Annotated in this window: 14 protein-coding genes; 10 read left to right on the top strand and 4 right to left on the bottom strand. The window is 74.1% G+C overall.

What is annotated here, in order from left to right; translation table 11 throughout:
• Positions 1–778: 778 nt before the first annotated feature.
• Positions 779–2542, bottom strand: coding sequence for a beta-N-acetylhexosaminidase (locus ABZS80_RS31925; protein ID WP_355061742.1), 1764 nt, complete (start codon positions 2540–2542; stop codon positions 779–781).
• A 309-nt stretch (positions 2543–2851) separates the two neighbouring features.
• On the opposite strand from ABZS80_RS31925, the gene ppdK reads away from it, so the two are divergent.
• The 10 genes from ppdK (at position 2852) to ABZS80_RS31875 (ending at position 14561) form a co-directional block, all read left to right on the top strand.
• Positions 2852–5560 (top strand): pyruvate, phosphate dikinase, encoded by a 2709-nt coding sequence (ppdK, locus tag ABZS80_RS31920; RefSeq protein ID WP_355061740.1) that lies wholly within the window; start codon positions 2852–2854, stop codon positions 5558–5560.
• 125 nt (positions 5561–5685) lie between these two features.
• Complete coding sequence (locus ABZS80_RS31915) at positions 5686–6036, top strand: VOC family protein (protein WP_355061739.1); 351 nt, start codon at positions 5686–5688, stop codon at positions 6034–6036.
• A gap of 4 nt (positions 6037–6040) precedes the next feature.
• The gene (locus tag ABZS80_RS31910) at positions 6041–7282 is read left to right on the top strand and encodes a deoxyguanosinetriphosphate triphosphohydrolase (RefSeq protein ID WP_355061737.1); all 1242 of its coding nucleotides are present in this window, start codon (positions 6041–6043) and stop codon (positions 7280–7282) included.
• A gap of 73 nt (positions 7283–7355) precedes the next feature.
• Positions 7356–8195: a siderophore-interacting protein gene (locus tag ABZS80_RS31905; protein WP_355061736.1), complete on the top strand. Its 840-nt coding sequence runs from the start codon at positions 7356–7358 to the stop codon at positions 8193–8195.
• Between the two features lie 81 nt (positions 8196–8276).
• Complete coding sequence (locus tag ABZS80_RS31900) at positions 8277–9911, top strand: BCCT family transporter (RefSeq protein WP_355061734.1); 1635 nt, start codon at positions 8277–8279, stop codon at positions 9909–9911.
• Positions 9912–10061: 150 nt separating this feature from the next.
• A complete protein-coding gene (locus ABZS80_RS31895; protein WP_355061745.1) occupies positions 10062–10952 on the top strand; it encodes an ABC transporter ATP-binding protein in 891 nt (296 codons plus the stop codon).
• Positions 10949–11800 carry an ABC transporter permease gene (locus tag ABZS80_RS31890; RefSeq protein ID WP_151464676.1) on the top strand — a complete coding sequence of 284 codons (852 nt, stop codon included), beginning with the start codon at positions 10949–10951 and terminating at the stop codon, positions 11798–11800. The genes ABZS80_RS31895 and ABZS80_RS31890 overlap by 4 nt, the downstream gene beginning before the upstream one ends.
• A 10-nt stretch (positions 11801–11810) precedes the next feature.
• Positions 11811–12062 (top strand): helix-turn-helix transcriptional regulator, encoded by a 252-nt coding sequence (locus ABZS80_RS31885; RefSeq protein WP_151464677.1) that lies wholly within the window; start codon positions 11811–11813, stop codon positions 12060–12062.
• A 70-nt stretch (positions 12063–12132) separates the two neighbouring features.
• The gene (dnaG, locus tag ABZS80_RS31880; protein WP_355061731.1) at positions 12133–14025 is read left to right on the top strand and encodes a DNA primase; all 1893 of its coding nucleotides are present in this window, start codon (positions 12133–12135) and stop codon (positions 14023–14025) included.
• Entirely contained in the window at positions 14025–14561 is a 537-nt protein-coding gene (locus tag ABZS80_RS31875; RefSeq protein ID WP_151464679.1) for a hypothetical protein, read from the top strand. Before dnaG ends, ABZS80_RS31875 begins: the two co-directional genes overlap by 1 nt.
• 4 nt (positions 14562–14565) lie before the next feature.
• Here the strand turns inward: ABZS80_RS31875 and ABZS80_RS31870 are convergent, their stop codons facing one another.
• The 3 genes from ABZS80_RS31870 to ABZS80_RS31860 are packed head-to-tail and all read right to left on the bottom strand — an operon-like array spanning position 14566 to position 18388.
• The gene (locus ABZS80_RS31870; protein WP_355061729.1) at positions 14566–15534 is read right to left on the bottom strand and encodes a TAXI family TRAP transporter solute-binding subunit; all 969 of its coding nucleotides are present in this window, start codon (positions 15532–15534) and stop codon (positions 14566–14568) included.
• Positions 15531–15923, bottom strand: a complete 393-nt coding sequence (locus ABZS80_RS31865; RefSeq protein ID WP_091319365.1) for a roadblock/LC7 domain-containing protein — start codon at positions 15921–15923, stop codon at positions 15531–15533. The genes ABZS80_RS31870 and ABZS80_RS31865 overlap by 4 nt, the downstream gene beginning before the upstream one ends.
• Positions 15920–18388 (bottom strand): nitrate- and nitrite sensing domain-containing protein, encoded by a 2469-nt coding sequence (locus ABZS80_RS31860; RefSeq protein ID WP_355061728.1) that lies wholly within the window; start codon positions 18386–18388, stop codon positions 15920–15922. The genes ABZS80_RS31865 and ABZS80_RS31860 overlap by 4 nt, the downstream gene beginning before the upstream one ends.
• Positions 18389–18438 lie beyond the last annotated feature (50 nt).

The raw sequence follows: 18438 nt of genomic DNA, 5'->3' as shown, positions 1-18438 counted from the left end.
GGCGAAGCCGGCAGCGGTCAGAACGGTGTTCCGCAGCATGGTGTTGGTACGCATGATGAGTCACGCCTTTCTGTCGGGGGATCACAGCACACGCGCAATTGGGGGTGCGGTGCCGCGAAGGGAAAGTCTGGGTGCCCGGCGATCAGGGGGTGACCTGCTCGGGCGGTCCGGGGATGTAACCATCGGCGGCGGGGAAGTGATTCCCACACACCTGATCCGATGTCCCGGGGGATGTAACGACCGGCGGCGGGAGGTCATTCCCTGGGCTCTGCCGGCTCGGACCTGCGCGGTCCGGGGGATGTAACGACCGGGGCTGCGGGGTGATTCCCTGCGGCTGACCGGTGCAGTGGGCCGGTGGTGCGCGACCCGGATGGTGTAACGACCGGCCGGGGCCGGTCATTCCGACCGGGGCTGCCTCGCTCGGGGGCGGGCTGCTCCGCGGTCTGCCATGTATAACGACCCCACCCCCGCCATCATTCCGCCCCGACGGTGGCGCCGACCACCCGCGCCAACCGGCCGAAACCGGACATCACGCCGCCACAAACCGGACAGGCACCCCAGGTAAGGCGCCGGTTGCGATCTTGGAGAGTTGCCGTTCGGGACGAACGCCAACTCTCCAAGATCCGCAGGCAGAGCGAACCCGGCGAGGCCGGGCCCCGCTCACCGACACCCAACCGCGTTGATCAAGAGGTTTGCGTCGCACATGAGCCCGATCCCGACGCAAACCTCTTGATCAACGCGGGTAGCCGGGGCGCGGGGCGTGGGGCGCGGGTGGTTTTCAGTGGGTGGGGGTGGTCCTGTCGCCCTTGGGTTGGGTGGGGATGGTGGTGGCCGGTGTGGGCCACGGGACGTCGGGGGACGGGTGGAAGGTGATGCCGGCGGCGGTCCAGCGCGGGCCGTGGGCGGCGAGCCGCTCGCGGAACCCGGCCCAGTCGTGCGTCGACCGGGGCGACCAGCCGAGTTCCGCGACGGCGGGCAGGCGCGGGAACAGCATGAACTCGACCCCGGCGAGCGTGGTGACCGATTCCGTCCAGAGCGGCGCCTCGACACCCAGCACCGCCTCGGCCGGTACGCCGGTGAGGTGCGTCCCCGGATCCCAGTCGTACGCGCGGCGCACGTCGATGAGGCCCGCCCAGTCGTGCCCGATCGGGGTGTCGGCGGCGTACTTCATGTCCAGGTAGACGCGGTTGCCGGGGGAGAGGATGAGGCGGGCGCCCCGGCGTACGGCCTCGGCGGTCTCGGGGTCGTCGCCGTTCGTGCCCCACCACTGGAGCACCCGCCCGTCGACGTGCCCGGTCGGGGCGAGCTGGTGCCAGCCGACCACGGTCTTCCCGGTCGCCGCGACCAGTGTCTGCGCCCGCTCGACGAAGGCGCGGTAGGTGTCGGCGGGCACCTTGAACGCCTCGTCGCCGCCCAGGTGCAGCCAGGGGCCGGGGGTCAGGGCGGCCACCTCGCCGACCACGTCGGCGACGAAGGCGTACGTCCGCTCGTCGGCGGGGTCGACGTAGCTGAAGCCGACCTCGGTGCCGGTGTACGGCGGCGGCGGGACCTTGCCGGGCGCCAGCTCCGGGTAGGCGACGAGGGCGGCGTTGGTGTGCCCCGGCAGGTCGATCTCCGGCACCACGGTGACGTGGCGGCGGGCGGCGTAGGCGACGATGCGGCGGTAGTCCGCCCGCGTGTAGTAGCCGCCGGGGCCGCCGCCCACCTCGGTGGCGCCGCCGACCTCGGCGAGCCGGGGCCAGGAGTCGACGGCGATCCGCCAGCCCTGGTCGTCGGTGAGGTGCAGGTGCAGGTGGTTGAGCTTGTAGCGGGCCAGGTGGTCGACGACCCGCAGCACGTCCTCCACCGGGAAGAAGTGGCGGGCCACGTCGAGTATGGCGCCTCGGTAGGGGAAGCGCGGCCGGTCGAGGATGCTGCCGCCGGGCACCGCCCAGCGTTCGGTTACCGGGGCGGTGCTGTCGACGGCGGCGGGCAGGAGCTGCCGCAGGGTCTGCGCGCCGTGGAACAGGCCGGCGGTGGTTGCGGCGGTGATCCGCACGCCGGACGCGGTCACGTCGAGCCGATAGCCCTCGTCGCCCAGCCCACCAGCCACACCCGCGGCACCGCCGGCCGCCGCGCCGGCCGCATCCGCCGCGTCGGCCGGACCGGCCGCGTCGACCGGGCTCAGGGCGTCGGCGAGGGGCGCCTCCGACAGCGTCAGGACGAGCAGGCCGTCGGCCGTGAGGGGACCGTCGGCGACCGGCAGGGGGAAGCCGGTGGCGGGGCGCAGCCACTCGGCCAGCTGCTCGGCGGCGTCCCGGCCGGCCGCGCTGACCCGGATCGCCGCCTCGGCGGACAGCGTGAAGTCCGCCGTCGGGTCGGGGAGCGCCCGTTCCGGGGCGGGCACGACGTCGCCGAGGCGGACCGGTGCGGGCGGGGCGAGCAGGTCGCCGGTGGTGCGCGCGGCGGCGCGGGCCAGCTCGGCGGCGGCCGGTTGCCGGCCGGGGAGGCGGTCGAGCGGCTCGGGGCCGCTCTCGGCGGGAGTGGTGGGGGTGGTCGGCACGGCGGCGGCTCCGGGGTGTATTTGCGCCGGATATGGCAATGGTCAAGTTCAGCAGAACCAGTGCCGTCAAGCGTACGAGGGGAATCGGAATTGCGTGATAGTGCGCGTGGAAGCGTTCCCAAAAACCGGTACGGACGCGGATAGTGGTGACTGTTGTGCCGAAAGTCACCGAACGGTCCCAGGCCCCCCGAAGTTCGCTTAACCTTCGCCCACCGATCGCTGACGACGCCGGGATTACCGGTGGTCGCTCCCGGGGTATGTCCGAACTGAACCTTCGTTAAGTGTCAATGGCGCGCGTGGGAGGCTCTGGTGGCAGCAGAAGAGACGGTCGAGCACAAGTACGTCTACGACTTCGCCGAGGGCAACAAGGACCTCAAGGACCTGCTCGGCGGCAAGGGGGCCAACCTGGCCGAGATGACCAATCTCGGCCTGCCGGTGCCGCCCGGCTTCACCATCACCACCGAGGCCTGCAAGGCGTACCTGACGACCGGCCGGGAGCCGGACGGGCTGGCCGCCCAGATCGAGACGCACCTGGAGTCCCTGGAACGCGGGATGGGCCGCAAGCTCGGCGACCCGCAGGACCCGCTGCTGGTCTCGGTGCGCTCCGGCGCCAAGTTCTCGATGCCCGGCATGATGGAGACCGTCCTCAACGTCGGCCTCAACGACCGCAGCGTGGTCGGGCTCAGCGCCCAGGCGGGAGGGAACGACCGCTTCGCCTGGGACTCCTACCGCCGCCTCATCCAGATGTTCGGCAAGACCGTCTGTGAGGTGCCGGGCGAGGAGTTCGAGCACGCGCTCGACGACGCCAAGCGCGCCAAGGGCACGCAGAACGACCTCGACCTGGACGCCGACGACCTGCGCGGGCTGGTCGACGCGTACAAGAAGATCTTCGCCAAGCACACCGGGCGCGAGTTCCCGCAGGAGCCGCGCGAGCAGCTCGACCTGGCCATCCGCGCGGTCTTCGAGTCGTGGAACGCCGAGCGCGCGGTGGTCTACCGCCGGCAGGAGCGGATCCCGGCCGACCTGGGCACCGCGGTCAACGTGGTGGCCATGGTCTTCGGCAACCTGGGTGCCGACTCCGGCACCGGCGTCGCCTTCACCCGGGACCCCGCCAGCGGCGCGCAGGGCATCTACGGCGACTACCTGGCCAACGCCCAGGGCGAGGACGTGGTGGCCGGCATCCGCAACACCGTGCCGTTGCAGGAGCTGGAGCGAATCGACAAGAAGTCCTACGACGAACTGCTCGACTACATGGCCCGGCTCGAGGAGCACTACAAGGACCTCTGCGACATCGAGTTCACCATCGAGCGCGGCAAGCTCTGGATGCTCCAGACCCGGGTCGGCAAGCGCACCGCCGCCGCCGCGTTCGTCATCGCCGGGCAGCTCGTCGACGAGGGCCTGATCGACCTGGACGAGGCGCTGCACCGGGTCAACGGCGCGCAGCTCGCCCAGCTCATGTTCCCGCGCTTCCAGCTCGACCACGAGTTCCAGCCGGTGGCCAAGGGCATCGGGGCCTCGCCCGGCGCGGCCTCCGGCAAGGTCGTGTTCACCTCGGCCCGCGCCGTCGAGCTGGCCGCCGAGGGCGAGTCGGTGATCCTGGTGCGCCGGGAGACCAACCCCGACGACCTCAGCGGCATGATCGCCGCCAAGGGCATCCTCACCTCGCGCGGTGGCAAGACCAGCCACGCCGCGGTGGTCGCCCGGGGCATGGGCAAGACCTGCGTCTCCGGCGCTGACGAGCTGGACGTCAACGTGCCGGCGAAGAGGTTCACCGTGGCCGGGCAGACCGTCAACGAGGGTGACGTGGTCTCCATCGACGGCACCACCGGCAAGGTCTACCTCGGCGAGGTGCCGGTCATGCCGTCCGAGGTGGTGCAGTACTTCGAGGGCAGCCTCGACCCGGAGCACATCGACAACCCGCTGGTCCGCGCCGTACACCGGATCATGACGCACGCCGACGCCACGCGGCGGCTGCGGGTCCGGACGAACGCCGACACCGGCGCGGACGCGGCCCGGGCGCGGCGGTTCGGGGCCGAGGGCATCGGCCTGTGCCGCACCGAGCACATGTTCCTCGGTGACCGCCGGGAGCTGGTCGAGCGGCTGATCCTCGCGTCCACCGACGAGGAGCGGGAGAGGGCGCTCGCCGCCCTGCTGCCGCTGCAGCGGGCGGACTTCATCGAGATCTTCCGCGAGATGGACGGCCTGCCGGTCACCGTGCGGCTCATCGACCCGCCGCTGCACGAGTTCCTGCCCCCGCTGGAGCAGCTCGCGGTCAACGTCGCGGTCGCCCAGGAGCGCGGCGAGGACGTGGCGAAGGAGGAGGCGCTGCTCGCCGCCGTCCGGCGGATGCACGAGGAGAACCCGATGCTGGGCCTGCGCGGCGTCCGGCTCGGCCTGGTCATCCCCGGCCTGTTCGCCATGCAGGTCCGCGCGATCGCGGAGGCCGCCGTCGAGGTCACCCGCAACGGCGGGTACGCCTGCCCGGAGATCATGGTCCCGCTGGTCGGCGCGGTGCAGGAGCTGGAGACGGTACGCGCGGAGGCCGAGAAGATCATCGCCGAGGTGGTCGGGGACGCCGGCGTCGAGGTGCTGATCGGCACCATGATCGAGGTGCCCCGGGCGGCGCTGACCGCCGGGCAGATCGCCGAGGCGGCGCAGTTCTTCTCCTTCGGCACCAACGACCTCACCCAGATGGGCTGGGGCTTCTCCCGGGACGACGTCGAGGGCGCGTTCTTCTGGCGCTACCTGGAGCTGGGCATCTTTGGCATCTCGCCGTTCGAGTCGATCGACCGGGAGGGCGTCGGCCGGCTGGTCCGGATCGCCGCCGAGGAGGGCCGGGCGGCCCGCCCGGGGCTGAAGCTCGGCGTGTGCGGCGAGCACGGTGGCGACCCGGACTCGGTGCACTTCTTCCACGAGGTCGGTCTCGACTACGTCTCCTGCTCGCCGTTCCGCGTGCCGGTCGCCCGGCTGGAGGCCGGCCGCGCGGTGCTCACCACCGCCGGTTCCGACTCCCGCTGACGGCATGACGCCTCCGGGGCCGCCGACGCTGACGTCGGCGGCCCCGCGTGCGTCCGGGCGCGCCTTTCCGGCCCGCCGGGCGTAACCTGGGCTCCCGCGTACGTGTCGATCAGGAAGGTGGCCGAATGACCAGCGTCTGGGAGAACCTGACGGTCGACGCCCAGGATCCGTCCCGGCTCGCCCACTGGTGGGCGGAGGCGCTCGGCTACCAGGTGATCAGCGACAAGCCGGACGAGGTGGAGATCCGCCGCACGCCCGACGCGCTGCCCGGCATCGTCTTCGTCCCGGTCAGCGGCCCCAAGGAGGGCAAGAACCGGCTGCACATCGACCTGCGCCCGGCCGATCAGGAGGCCGAGGTGGAGCGCCTGGTCGACATGGGCGCCCGGCACGTCGACATCGGCCAGGGGGCCGTCGAGTGGACGGTGCTGGCCGACCCGGAGGGCAACGAGTTCTGCGTTCTGCGGCAGCGGGGATGACCGGTTGAGCGCCGCTTCCGGGCTCGACGCGGCGCGCCTGGTCACCGAGGCGCCCAAGGACACCGGCTACGGGCGGTCGCCGTACGAGCGGGACCGGGCCCGGGTGCTCCACTCGGCGGCGTTCCGCCGGCTCGCCGCCAAGACCCAGGTGCACACGGCGGGCACCGACGACTTCCTGCGTACCCGGCTGACCCACTCGCTGGAGGTGGCGCAGATCGCCCGGGAGATGGGCGCCCGGCTCGGCTGCGACCCGGACGTGGTGGACACCGCCGGGCTGGCGCACGACCTCGGTCACCCGCCCTTCGGCCACAACGGCGAGGACGCCCTGGACACGCTCGCCGCCGACTGCGGCGGCTTCGAGGGCAACGCGCAGACGCTGCGGGTGCTCACCCGGCTGGAGGCCAAGGTGCTGGCCCCCGACGGCGGCTCCGCCGGGCTGAACCTGACCCGCGCCTCGCTCGACGCGGTCGCCAAGTATCCCTGGGAGCGCCGGCCCGGCCGGCGCAAGTTCGGGGTGTACGCCGACGACCGCCCGGTCTTCGCCTGGCTGCGCGCGGGCGCCCCGCCCGGCGACCGGCGCTGCCTGGAGGCGCAGGTGATGGACTGGGCCGACGACGTGGCGTACTCGGTGCACGACGTCGAGGACGGCATCCACGGCGGCTACGTCAGCCTGCGCCCGCTGCTGGAGGACGCCGACGAGCGGCGGGCGCTCTGCGCCGACGTGGCGGCCGCGTACTCCGGGGAGGCCCCCGAGGACCTGGGCGAGGTGCTGGCCGAACTCCTCGCCGATCCGGCGCTCGCGCCGCTGGCCGCGTACGACGGCAGCCACCGGTCGCTGGCCGCCCTGAAGACCACCACCAGCGTGCTCACCGGCCGTTTCGTGTCGACCGTGGTGGCCGCCACCCAGGAGCGCCACGGCTCCGGCCCGCACCGCCGCTACGCGGCCGACCTCGTGGTGCCGCGCCGCATCCGGGCCCAGTGCGCCCTGCTCAAGGGCATCGCCCTGCGCTACGTCATGCGACGCCCGGGGGTCGGCCCCCGGTACGCGCAGCAGCGGGAGATCCTCGCCGACCTGGTCGCCGCCCTGCTGGACCGGGCTCCGGACGTGCTCGACCCGGTCTTCGCGCCGCTGTGGCGGGCGGCCCCGGACGACGCGGCCCGGCTGCGCGTGGTGGTCGACCAGGTGGCCTCGCTCACCGACCCGGCTGCCCTGGCCTGGCACGGCCGTCTGGTGGCGGGGCGCTGACCTGCTCCCGCCGGCGGTCGGCAGCCGGACAGCCCGGTGGGAGCGATCAGCGACTTAGGTTAGCCTAAGCGGCATGACGGAGCAGCGCCCGAAGAAGCTCACCGCCGCCACGGTCGTCCGGACCGAGCGGCCCACCCCGCACCTGATCCGCCTCGTGCTCGGCGGTGCGGAGCTGGCCGGCCTGCCGGTGGGCGCCTACACCGACCACTACGTGAAGTTCGTCTTCCCGCCCGCCGGGGTGCGCTACCCGCACCCGACCGACCTGGCCACCATCAAGCGCCAGTTCCCGGCCGAGCAGTGGCCGCGGCTGCGGGCGTACACGGTGCGGGCCTGGGACGCGGCGGCCGGCGAGCTGACCGTGGACGTGGTGCACCACGGCGACGAGGGGCTGGCCGGGCCGTGGGCGGCCGGGCTGCGCCCCGGCGACCGGGTGCTGTTCGCCGGCCCCGGCGGCGCGTACGCGCCGGACCCGGCGGCCGACTGGCACCTGCTGGCCGGGGACGAGAGCGCGCTGCCGGCGATCGCCGCCGCGCTGGAGCGGCTGCCCGCCGGCGCGCCCGCCAAGGTCTACGTCGAGGTGAGCGGCCCCGCCGACGAGCTGCCGCTGGCCAGCGCGGGCGCGGTCGAGCTGCGCTGGCTGCACCGCGCCGGCCGTCCCGTGGGCGAGCCGCTGGTGGAAGCGCTTCGCGCGCTGGACTTCCCGCCCGGCCGGGTGCACGCCTTCGTGCACGGCGAGGCCACCGCGGTGAAGGAGCTGCGCCGGCTGCTGCGGGTCGAGCGCGGGGTGCCCCGGGGGGACCTGTCGATCTCCGGCTACTGGCGGCGCGGCATGGACGACGAGGGCTGGCGCTCCACCAAGGCGGCCTGGAACGCCCAGGTCGAGGCCGAGGAGTCGGTCGTCCTCCCGGTCTGATCGACCCGCCGGCGCCGGGGACCGCGGTGGTCCTGCGCCGTTCCGCCTCGGCGAGGTCACTCGCCCGCTGAGGATGGGGCCATGGCGGAGCAGGTGCGGCAGGACCGACCGGCGGAGCGTGCCGACCGGGTGGTGCTCGGGCTGGGCGTGGCCGGCGTGCTGGCGGTGGTGGCCTGGGGTGTCCTCGGCGGCGGATCCCTGTCGGCGTTCGGGAAGTCCGGGCTGGCCTGGGTGATCGACACCTTCGGCTGGTTCTTCGTGGTGGCAGCCGACGCCTTCCTGGTGCTGTCCGTGGTGCTCGCCGCGTCCCGGTTCGGCCGGATCCGGCTCGGCGCCGACGACGACGAGCCGGAGTTCAGCACCCTGGCCTGGGTCTCCATGATGTTCAGCACCGGCATGGGCATCGGCCTGGTCTTCTACGCCGTCGCCGAGCCGATCCAGCACTACGCCGCGCCGCCGCCCGCCGCCGGGGTCCAGCCGCAGACCGAGCAGGCCGCCGCGGCGGCCATGCAGTACACCCTGTTCCACTGGACCTTGCACCCGTGGGGCATCTACGCCGTCGCGGCGCTGGCCCTGGCGTACTCGACCTTCCGCAAGGGGCGCGGCAGCCGGATCTCGGCGGCGTTCGTGCCGCTGCTCGGCGCCCGGGCGTACGGGCCGGTCGGGCAGGCGATCGACCTGCTGGCGGTCTTCGCCACCGTGTTCGGTTCGGCGACCAGCCTCGGGCTCGGCGCCCTCCAGGTCGCGGCGGGCCTGGACAGCGCCACCGGCGTGCCGGACAGCACCGGGACCGAACTGGTGGTGATCGCGGCGCTCACCGCCGCGTTCGTGATCTCCGCCTTCACCGGGCTGCACAAGGGGATCAAGTGGCTGTCCACCAGCAACGTGGTGCTGGCGGTGGGGCTGATGGTGTTCGTCTTCGTGGCCGGCCCGACCATCTACACGCTGGAGGTGCTGCCCGCCTCGGTCGGCGACTATCTCAGCCACCTGGTGGTGATGTCCACCCGCACCGGAGCCTTCACCGACCCGGCCTGGCTGGGCTCGTGGACCATCTTCTACTGGGCCTGGTGGATCTCCTGGGCGCCGTTCGTCGGCATCTTCATCGCCCGGATCTCCCGGGGGCGCACGGTCCGGGAGTTCGTCACCGGGGTGCTGCTGGTGCCCAGCGGGGCCAGCGTCGTCTGGTTCTCGATCATCGGTGGCACCGCGCTGCGGGTGCAGCGCAGCGGCACCCGGGACCTGGTCGCCGACGTCGGGGCGAGCGCCGAGAACGCCCTCTTCGGGCTGCTGCACGCGCTGCCCCTGGCGACGGTCACCACGGCGCTGGCGGCGGTGCTCGTGGCGCTCTTCTTCGTCACCGGTGCCGACTCGGCCGCCCTGGTGCTCGGCTCGCTGAGCTCCCGGGGCGCGCTGCGGCCGCACCGGGGGGTGGTGGTGCTCTGGGGCGTACTCATCGGGGCGGTCGCGGCGGCGCTGCTGCTGGCCGGCGGCCTGGCCGCGTTGCAGCAGGCCACCATCCTGGTGGCGCTGCCGTTCGTGGTGGTCATGCTGGGCCTGGCGGTCGCCCTCGTGCGGGAGATGGCCGCCGACCCGGCGGTGCGGCTGCGGCCCGGCCCGCGCCGGTCGGGCCTGGCGGCCGCGGTGCGCGCCGCCCGGTCGTACGAGGAGGAGAACCCGCCGCCGGTGACCCGCTGGTTCCACCGGCCCCGACGCTGACCTGACCGGTTTCCGACGGGAAGCGGGTGTACCTCGGGTTGTAGTAGAGGTGCTACATTTCGCGGTATGACTGCGGTCGAACTGCCGGGGGTCGCCACGGCCCCCCACCCGCCCGACGAGGACCTGGTCCTCGACGTCCGCGACCTGCGCATGCGGTACGGCACCGTCGACGTGCTGCACGGGGTCGACCTCACGGCCCGGCGCGGCGAGGTGCTCGCCCTGCTCGGGCCCAACGGCGCCGGCAAGACCACCACCATCGAGATCCTGGAGGGCTTCCGGCTGCGTTCGGCCGGGTCGGTCCGGGTGCTCGGCGTCGACCCCGGCCGGGGTGACGAGCGCTGGCGCGCCCGGCTGGGCGTGGTGCTCCAGTCGTGGCGCGACCACGGCAAGTGGCGGGTCCGGGACCTGCTGGCCCACCTCGGCGACTTCTACGCGCCGTACGCCACCGGCCGGATCGCCCGGCCCTGGCCGGTCGACGACCTGCTGGACACCGTCGGCCTCACGGCGCAGGCGGACCAGCGGGTGGCCCGGCTCTCCGGCGGCCAGCGCCGCCGGCTCGACGTGGCGGTCGGCATCGTGGGCCGCCCCGAGCTGCTGTTCCTGGACGAGCCGACGGTCGGCTTCGACCCGGCGGCCCGCCGGGAGTTCCACGAGCTGGTGCACCGCCTCGCCGACCTGGACGAGACCACCATCCTGCTCACCACGCACGACCTGGACGAGGCCGAGAAGCTGGCCGACCGGATCCTCATCCTGGGCGGCGGCCGGATCATCGCCGACGGTTCGCCGGACGAGCTGTCCCGCCGGGTCGCCGGTGACGCGGAGATCCGCTGGACCCGGGACGGCGAGCGGTTCGTGCACGCCACGGCCGACGCCACCGGCTTCCTGCGCGACCTGCTCCGTGAGCACGGCGACCGGGTGCAGGAGCTGGAGGTCCGCCGGGCCAGCCTGGAGGACGCGTACATGGCGCTGGTCTACGAGGAGGAATCCGGGGTCCGGACCGGCCGGACCGACTGGGTGTGGCAGCAGGGGAGCGACCGATGAACCCGACGATGGCGGCCGTCCGGGCCGGTCTCCGGCGCGGCGGGATCGAGCTGCGCAACACCTTCAGCAACGGCCAGGACCTGTGGAACTACTTCTTCCCGACGGCGGCGCTGCTGGTCACGATGTTCTTCATGCGCGGCTCGACCGTGCCCGGCACCTCGTTCTCGCTCGGCGCCCGCACGCTGCCCAGCGCGCTCGGCATGGGCCTGGCCTTCGGCGGCATGCTGGTGCTCGCCTCCCAGCTGGTCATGGAGCGCGAGGACGGCACCCTGCTGCGCGCCAAGGCCACCCCGAACGGGATGCTCGGCTACCTGATCGGCAAGGTCACCCTGATGTCGACGGTGGCGCTGCTGAGCATGCTCCTCCAGCTCGTCCCGGCGCTGTTCTTCCTGGACGGCCTCCGGCTGGCCAGCGTGTCGGCCTGGTTCACCCTGCTGTGGGTGGCGGTGCTCGGCCTGGTCGCCACCCTGCCGTTGGGTGCGGTCTTCGGCTCGCTCATCGAGAACCCGCGCAACCTCGGGCTGGTCATGCTGCCGAACATGGGCCTGATCGCCCTGTCCGGCATCTTCTATCCGATCAACGGCTACCCGGGGTGGCTCCAGGGCGTCGCCCAGGTCTTCCCGATCTACTGGCTAGGGTTGGGCATGCGCTCGGCGCTGCTGCCCGACAGCATGGCCGCGGTCGAGCTCGGCGGCTCCTGGCGCCACCTGGAGACGTTCGGCGTGCTCGGCGCGTGGGCGGTGCTCGGGCTCACCCTGGCGCCGGTCGTGCTGCGGCGGATGGCCCGCCGGGAGTCGGGCTCGCGGGTGGCGGCCCGTCGCGAGCGGGCCATGCAGCGGGTCGGATGAGGGGGCGCCGGTGAGCGAGGTCGTGCACAACCGGATCGCCGTGCTGCGTGCCGAGCGGGGAGTCTCCCGGCGGCAGCTCGCCGACGCGCTGGGCGTGCACTACCAGACGGTCGGCTACCTGGAGCGGGGCGAGTTCCGGCCCAGCCTGCACCTGGCGCTGCGGATCGCCGCCTACTTCGAGGTGCCGGTCGAGGTGGTCTTCTCCATCGAACCGTTCCCGCGGATCGGCGACGCCGCCGCCGGGGCCGGCCGGTCGGCGTGACCGGGGGAGGGGCGGTGTCCGCCACACGCCCGTCCCCCCGACCGCCGGATCGTCGGTCCGGCAGGGCAGGATGTACGCCGAGGAGGTGGCGGAGATGGCGGGGCGGATCCGGGACGAGGACATCGCGCTGGTCCGCGAGCGCACCTCCATCGCCGAGGTCATCTCCGACACGGTGACGCTCAAGTCGGCCGGCGGCGGCAACCTCAAGGGCCTCTGCCCGTTCCACGACGAGAAGAGCCCGTCGTTCAACGTCTCGCCGGCCCGCAACGTCTGGTACTGCTTCGGCTGCGGCGCCGGCGGCGACGCGATCAAGTTCCTGATGGACGCCGAGCACCTGAGCTTCGTCGAGTCCGTCGAGCGGCTCGCCGGCCGCGCCGGCCTCCAGCTGCGCTATGTCGAGGACGACCGCTCGGCCCCGCGCGCCCGCCCCCAGCAGGGGCAGCGCCAGCGCCTGGTGGCCGCGCACGCGGCGGCCGTCGAGTTCTACCGCGGCCAAATCACCACGGCCGGCGCGCGGGCGGCGCGGGAGTTCCTCGCTCAGCGGGGCTTCGACCGGGCCGCCGCCGAGCGCTACGGCTGCGGCTTCGCCCCCGACGCCTGGGACCTGCTCACCAAGCACCTGCGCCAGCAGGGCTTCACCCATGACGAGCTGGTCACGGCGGGGCTGTCCCGCCCGTCCCGCTCGGGCAGCCTGATCGACCGGTTCCGGCGCCGGCTGCTCTGGCCGATCCGCGACCTCACCGGCGACGTGATCGGCTTCGGGGCCCGCAAGCTCTTCGACGACGACGACGGCCCGAAATACCTGAACACCCCCGAGACGCCCATCTACAAGAAGTCGCACGTCCTCTACGGCATCGACCAGGCCAAGCGGGAGATCGCCAAGCAGGGCAAGGTGGTGGTGGTCGAGGGCTACACCGACGTGATGGCCTGCCACCTGGCCGGCGTGCCCACGGCCGTGGCGACCTGCGGCACCGCGTTCGGCAGCGACCACATCGGGGTGCTGCGCCGGCTGCTCATGGACACCGACGCGGTGGCCGGCGAGATCATCTTCACCTTCGACGGGGACGCCGCCGGCCAGAAGGCCGCGCTGCGCGCCTTCGAGGACGACCAGCGCTTCGTCGGGCGCACCTTCATCGCGGTCAGCCCCGACAACATGGACCCGTGCGAGCTGCGCCTCGCCAAGGGCGACCTGGCGGTCCGCGACCTGGTCGCCCGGCGCGAGCCGCTTGTCGACTTCGCGCTCCGGCACATGATCAACCGGTACGACCTGGACACCGTCGACGGCCGGGTGGAGGCGATGCGCCGGGCCGCCCCGCTGGTCGCCAAGATCAAGGACCGGGAGAAGCGCCCCGAGTACGTCCGCAAGCTCGCCGGCGACCTCGGCATGGAGATCGAGCCGGTGCAGCGCGCGGTGCTGGCCGCCGCCAACGCGCAGTCCGCGGGCGCCGCCGACACCCCGGCCCGTCCCGCCCCGGCCCGGCCCACCGTGGACAGTCCGCACTCGATGGTCGAGCGGGAGGCGTTGAAGCTCGCCCTCCAGGAGCCGGTGCTGGCCGGCCCGATGTTCGACGCGGTCGAGGCGGCCGAATACCGGCACCCCGTGCACGCCGCGCTCCGCGCGGCCATCGCCGCGGCCGGCGGGGCAGCGACGGCAACCGGTGGCGCGGTCTGGATCGAGCAGGTCCGCGACGCCTGCGACGACCTGGCCGGCCAGGCGCTCGTCGGGGAGTTGGCCGTGGAGCCGCTGCGCATCGACGGCGAGGCCGACCCACGGTACGTCTCGATCACCATGGCCCGCCTCCAGTGGGGCTCGGTGACCGGGCGGATCAAGGACCTCAAGTCGAAGATCCAGCGGATCAACCCGGTGAGCAACAAGGACGAGTACTTCGCCCTCTTCGGGGAACTGCTCTCGCTGGAACAGCACGCGCGGGCGCTGCGCGAGCAGGCCGCCGGGGGGCTGTGATGGGACTGTTCCACCGCAAGCCCAAGCTGCCGCCCGCCGACCGGCCGCCGCTGCGCGACGACGAGCGGGTGCTCGCCTGGGCCGCCGTCGGCAACGGCGAGGGCGACGGCGTCGTGGTGGCCAGCAACCTCGGCCTGTGGCTGCCCGGCCGCGGGGAGCGGATCGGCTGGCACGACGTCCTCAAGGCGGTCTGGTCCGGCCGCGAGCTGACCGTCACCCCCGCCGACCGGGTCGCCGAGCGGGACGGCTACCTCGTGGTCGCCGACTGCCCGGCCGAGACCTACCTGCTGGTCGACCCGGGCGACCTGCCCCACCAGGTGCGGGCCCGGGTCACCGGCTCGGTCGCGTACACCGCGCACCACCCGGTGCCCGGCGGCGCCGGCCGCATCGCCGCCCGCCGGGTGCCCGGCGTGGACGGGCTGACCTGGACGGTGCGCTTCGACCCGGGCACCCCCACGGACGACGAGGCGGTGACCGCCGAGACCGACCGGCTCGTCGCCGCCGCCCGGGCGGCCACCGCCCCCGCGAACCTCTGAGCCGTCAGCCGCTGCGGTAGTAGCGCGCCGCTCCCGGGTGCAGCGGGATCGGGTCGGTGGCGGCGGCGCTGTCCCGGGTGAAGTTCGCCGCCTCCGGGTGCACCCTGATCAGCTCGCCCTGCCAGGTGAAGAGCACCCGCGTCAGGTCGTACGCGAGCTGGTCCGGCATGTCCGCCGCCACCAGGATCACGTTCGCCACTGTGATGGTCGGGGTGGCCGCCGGGGTTCCGTAGATCTCCTTGGGCAGGATGGCCGTCGTGTAGACCGAGCCGTAGCGGGCGGCCAGCGGTTCGATCAGCTCGGTGAGGGGGAGCAGCCGGAACGCGCCGGGCGCGCTGGAGAGCAGGTCCTTGACGCCCGGGGTGGGCAGGCCGCCGGAGAAGAACATCGCGTCGAGGCTGCCGGCCCGCATCCGCTGCACGGTTTCCGGCAGCGACAGGTTGAGCCGCTGGATGCCGCGGTCCGGGTCGATCCCGCCGGCGGTGAGCAGCCGCCCGGCGATGATGTCGGTGCCGGACTTCGGCGAGCCGGTGGAGATCCGCTTGCCGCGCAGGTCGGCGAAGCTGTCGATCTTCCCGTCGGCGCGGACGATCACGTGGGTGTAGTTGCTGTAGACCCGGGCCAGCGCGCGTACCGGCTGCGGCTGGCCCTCGAAGCCGCCCCGGCCGCTGACCGCGTCGGCGGCCGTGTCGGCCAGGCTGAAGGCGATCTCCATGTCGCCGCCGGCCAGCCGGGTGATGTTCTCCACCGAGGCCCCGGTCGGCTCGGCCCGCGCCTCGTACCCGGGCAGGTGCCGGCTGATCAGGTCGGCGTAGCCGCCGCCGAGCTGGTAATAGACGCCGGTGGTGTTGCCGGTGGCCAGGAAGATCCGGCCGTCGTGCCAGGCCCTCGGCTCGCTGTCGGCCCCGCCGCAGCCCGCCACCAGGGCGGCCAGCAGCAGGGCGGCGACCAGCCGCGGCGGGCGGCCGGTCACCGGCGGGCCGCCGGTTCCAGCGCCTCCGCCACCCGCTGGACCAGCGTCGCCGTCTCGTAGCCGATCTGGCCCAGGTCGCAGCCCGGCGCGGCGAGGACCCCGAGCAGCGCCCGCTCGCCGACCGCCATCACGAGCATCACCCCGCCGTCCATGTCGACGATCTGCTGGCGTACCCGGCCGGCGGACATCAGCCGGGCGGCGCCCACGGTCAGGCTGGCCAGGCCGCTGATCACGGCGGCGAGCTGGTCCACCTGGTCGGGCGCGAGGTCGGGGGACGCGGCCAGCCGCAGGCCGTCCTCGGACACCGCGAGGGCGTGCGACACGTCCGGCACCTGCTCGGCGAAGTTCGCCAGCAGCCAGTCGAGCCCGGCGGTCACGGGTGGGGTCATGGATGTCTCCCGGTGGGTGTGGTGTTCGGGGCACGGCGCATCGCGCTGGCCACCCCTTCGGCGAGGGCGGACAGGCGGGCGCGTACCACCTCGGGGTCGAGCAGGTCGTCCGCGGGCCGGGGCGGCGGGGCGCTGGTGGGCAGTGTCGCGGGGAGCTGCCCGCCCCGGGTCCGGCGCGGCAGGCCGGCGCCGGTGGTTCCCGCGGGCGCCGGGGAACTCGCCGGGCGGATCCGGGCGGCGCTCGGCGCCAGCAGGGCGGCGCCCGGCGGGCGTACGGCGGCGACGCCCCGGATGGCGCCGGCGGGCAGCGGCGGTCCGCCGGCCACCGGCCGGGCGACGGCCGGTGCGTGGTCGTCCGCCGGCGTGCCGGGCGGCGGCTGGATCCCCAGGGCGGCCGGCGTGGGGGTGGTGGTGACCAGGTGGCGGGCGCCGGTGGCCGGCCTCGACGGGGCCGGGCCGGTGGCGCGGGACCGGAACCAGGTCGCCGGACGGCCGGCCGGTTGGCCGCGCTCGGCGGCCGGCCGCCGGGTCACCGACTCGACCCGGGTGAGCACCGACTCGGGCACGTCCACCTGGGCGACCGTGCCGCTGGCGGTGCGGTGCAACTGCACCCGGATCCCGTGCCGGGCGGCCAGGTGGGCCACCACGTGCAGGCCCATGCTGCCGGCCGCGGCGCTGGACAGCGTGGCCGGCGCGGCGAGCCGCTCGTTGATGGTGGCCAGCCGGGTCTCGCTGATGCCGATGCCCTGGTCGTGCACCCGCAGGGTGAGCCCGTCCACGGTGCGCCGACCGTCGACCAGCACCCGGGCGTCCGGTGGCGAGTAGACGGTGGCGTTCTCCAGCAACTCGGCCAGCAGGTGCACCAGGTTGCCGGCCGCCGCGCCGTGCACGGCGGCGGTCGGCACGTCGATCTCCACCCGCGGGTAGTCCTCGATCTCGGAGGCGGACGCCCGGATCACGTCGTCCAGGAGCAGCGCGCCCTCGTGCCCCCGGCCGGGTTCGCCACCGGCCAGGACCAGCAGGTTCTCCCCGTTGCGGCGCAGCCGGGCGGCCAGATGGTCCAGGGCGAAGAGCCGGGCCAGCGCGTCCGGGTCGGTCTCCTCGCGTTCGAACTCGTCGAGCAGGCGCAACTGGCGGGTGATCAGCGTGCGGATCCGGCGGGCCAGGGCCTCGGCCATCCGGGTCACGTCCAGCCGCAGCTCGGCCTGCTCACCGGCGAGCCGCAGGGCGGCCTTGTTGACCGTGTCGAACGCCTCGGCCACCTGGGCCACCTCGTCCCGGCCCCGGCGGATCCCGTCGGTCAGCCGGGTCGCCGTGCCCGCGCCCGGTGCGCCCTCGCCCGCCGCGATCGCGGTGATCCGGTCCGGCAGTTCCCGGTTGGCCATGGTGAGCGCCGCGACCCGCAGCCGGCGCAGCCGCCGGCTGGTCCGGACCGCCAGCAACACGGCGGTCAGCAGCGAGCCGAGCGCCACGGTGCTGGTCGCTCCGGCGGTGAGCAGGGCCCGCTGCCGGGCGGTCCGGGCCAGCGCGGCGGCGTCCCGGTCCAGCCCGTCGGACAGCTCCCGGCCGAGCAGGTTGTAGCGGCGGATGGTGCCGCTCTGCGCCACGTACCAGGCGTCGCCGTCGGTCTTCAGCGACTCCGGCCCGCCGTCGCTGTCCAGTACGCCGTCGCGCATCCGCCGGGCCGTCTCCACGTCGGCGCCGCCGACCAGCCGGTACCAGGCGGAGTTGGCGGGGCCGGCGGCGATCCGGAGGAACTCGGCCTGGCGCTGCTCGCGGGCGCCCCGGAGGCGGCCGAGCCCGGCCAGCTCGCCCCGGACCAGTGCGCCCCGCACGAACACCCCGCGCAGCAGGTCGCGTTCCAGCGCCGAGAGGTGCTCCTGGGCGGCCACCGCGGCCACCTCGCGCGCCTCGTTGGCCAGTTCGGCGTCGCGGAGCTGGGCGGGCAGCGCATCGGCGACGGCGAGCAGCGACTCGACGAGCGTCGCGTACGCCGGGTCGGCCCGGTCGCCGCCCAGCGCCAGGTCCCGCGTCGGCGCGAGCTGGCCGAGCCGCCCGTCCGCGTCGTTGAGCACCGGGGTCAGGTCCGGGGCGGCGTGCCGGGCGTCCGCACTGGCCGAGCGGTACCGGGTGACCGCGGCGTCCACCCGGCGCCGCTGCGCGTCGACCAGTGGCCGGCCGGCGGCGCCGCCACGCTGGCGCAGCGCGGCCGTCTCACCCAGTTCGCGTTCCAGCTCGTGCACCAGACGCACGGTGGCGGTGGCGGTGCCGGCGAGCACGCGGGCCCGGTCGGCGTCGGCGGAGGCGTCCAGCGCGGCGCCGGTCTGGGCGGCGCCCAGCACCACCAGGCCGACCGTGGCCACCAGGATCGGCGCGAGGAGTTGGACCCGGACCGAGCGGAGGTGCCCGGTGGGGTCCGCGGGCCGGTGATGCCGGCGTACGCGGGCGGGGTGGGGCAGCGGCACGGGGGTCTCCCGGGTCGTTGTCGGGTGGCCGGGCCCGGACGGTCGGTCCG

Origin of the sequence: Micromonospora sp. NPDC005305 (genome assembly GCF_040607315.1) — a bacterium.
Taxonomy (GTDB): Bacteria; Actinomycetota; Actinomycetes; order Mycobacteriales; family Micromonosporaceae; genus Micromonospora.
Note: the sequence above shows the minus strand (reverse complement) of the source record. Positions and strands in the feature narration are given on the sequence as shown.

Excerpts from the sequence above, each read along its gene's own strand:
- ABZS80_RS31915 (WP_355061739.1), top strand. The coding sequence starts at position 5,686 with ATGACCAGCGTCTGGGAGAACCTGACGGTCGACGCCCAGGATCCGTCC.
- ABZS80_RS31905 (WP_355061736.1), top strand. The coding sequence starts at position 7,356 with ATGACGGAGCAGCGCCCGAAGAAGCTCACCGCCGCCACGGTCGTCCGG.
- ABZS80_RS31900 (WP_355061734.1), top strand. The coding sequence starts at position 8,277 with ATGGCGGAGCAGGTGCGGCAGGACCGACCGGCGGAGCGTGCCGACCGG.
- ABZS80_RS31895 (WP_355061745.1), top strand. The coding sequence starts at position 10,062 with ATGCGGTACGGCACCGTCGACGTGCTGCACGGGGTCGACCTCACGGCC.
- ABZS80_RS31890 (WP_151464676.1), top strand. The coding sequence starts at position 10,949 with ATGAACCCGACGATGGCGGCCGTCCGGGCCGGTCTCCGGCGCGGCGGG.
- dnaG (WP_355061731.1), top strand. The coding sequence starts at position 12,133 with ATGTACGCCGAGGAGGTGGCGGAGATGGCGGGGCGGATCCGGGACGAG.
- ABZS80_RS31875 (WP_151464679.1), top strand. The coding sequence starts at position 14,025 with ATGGGACTGTTCCACCGCAAGCCCAAGCTGCCGCCCGCCGACCGGCCG.
- ABZS80_RS31865 (WP_091319365.1), bottom strand. The coding sequence starts at position 15,923 with ATGACCCCACCCGTGACCGCCGGGCTCGACTGGCTGCTGGCGAACTTC.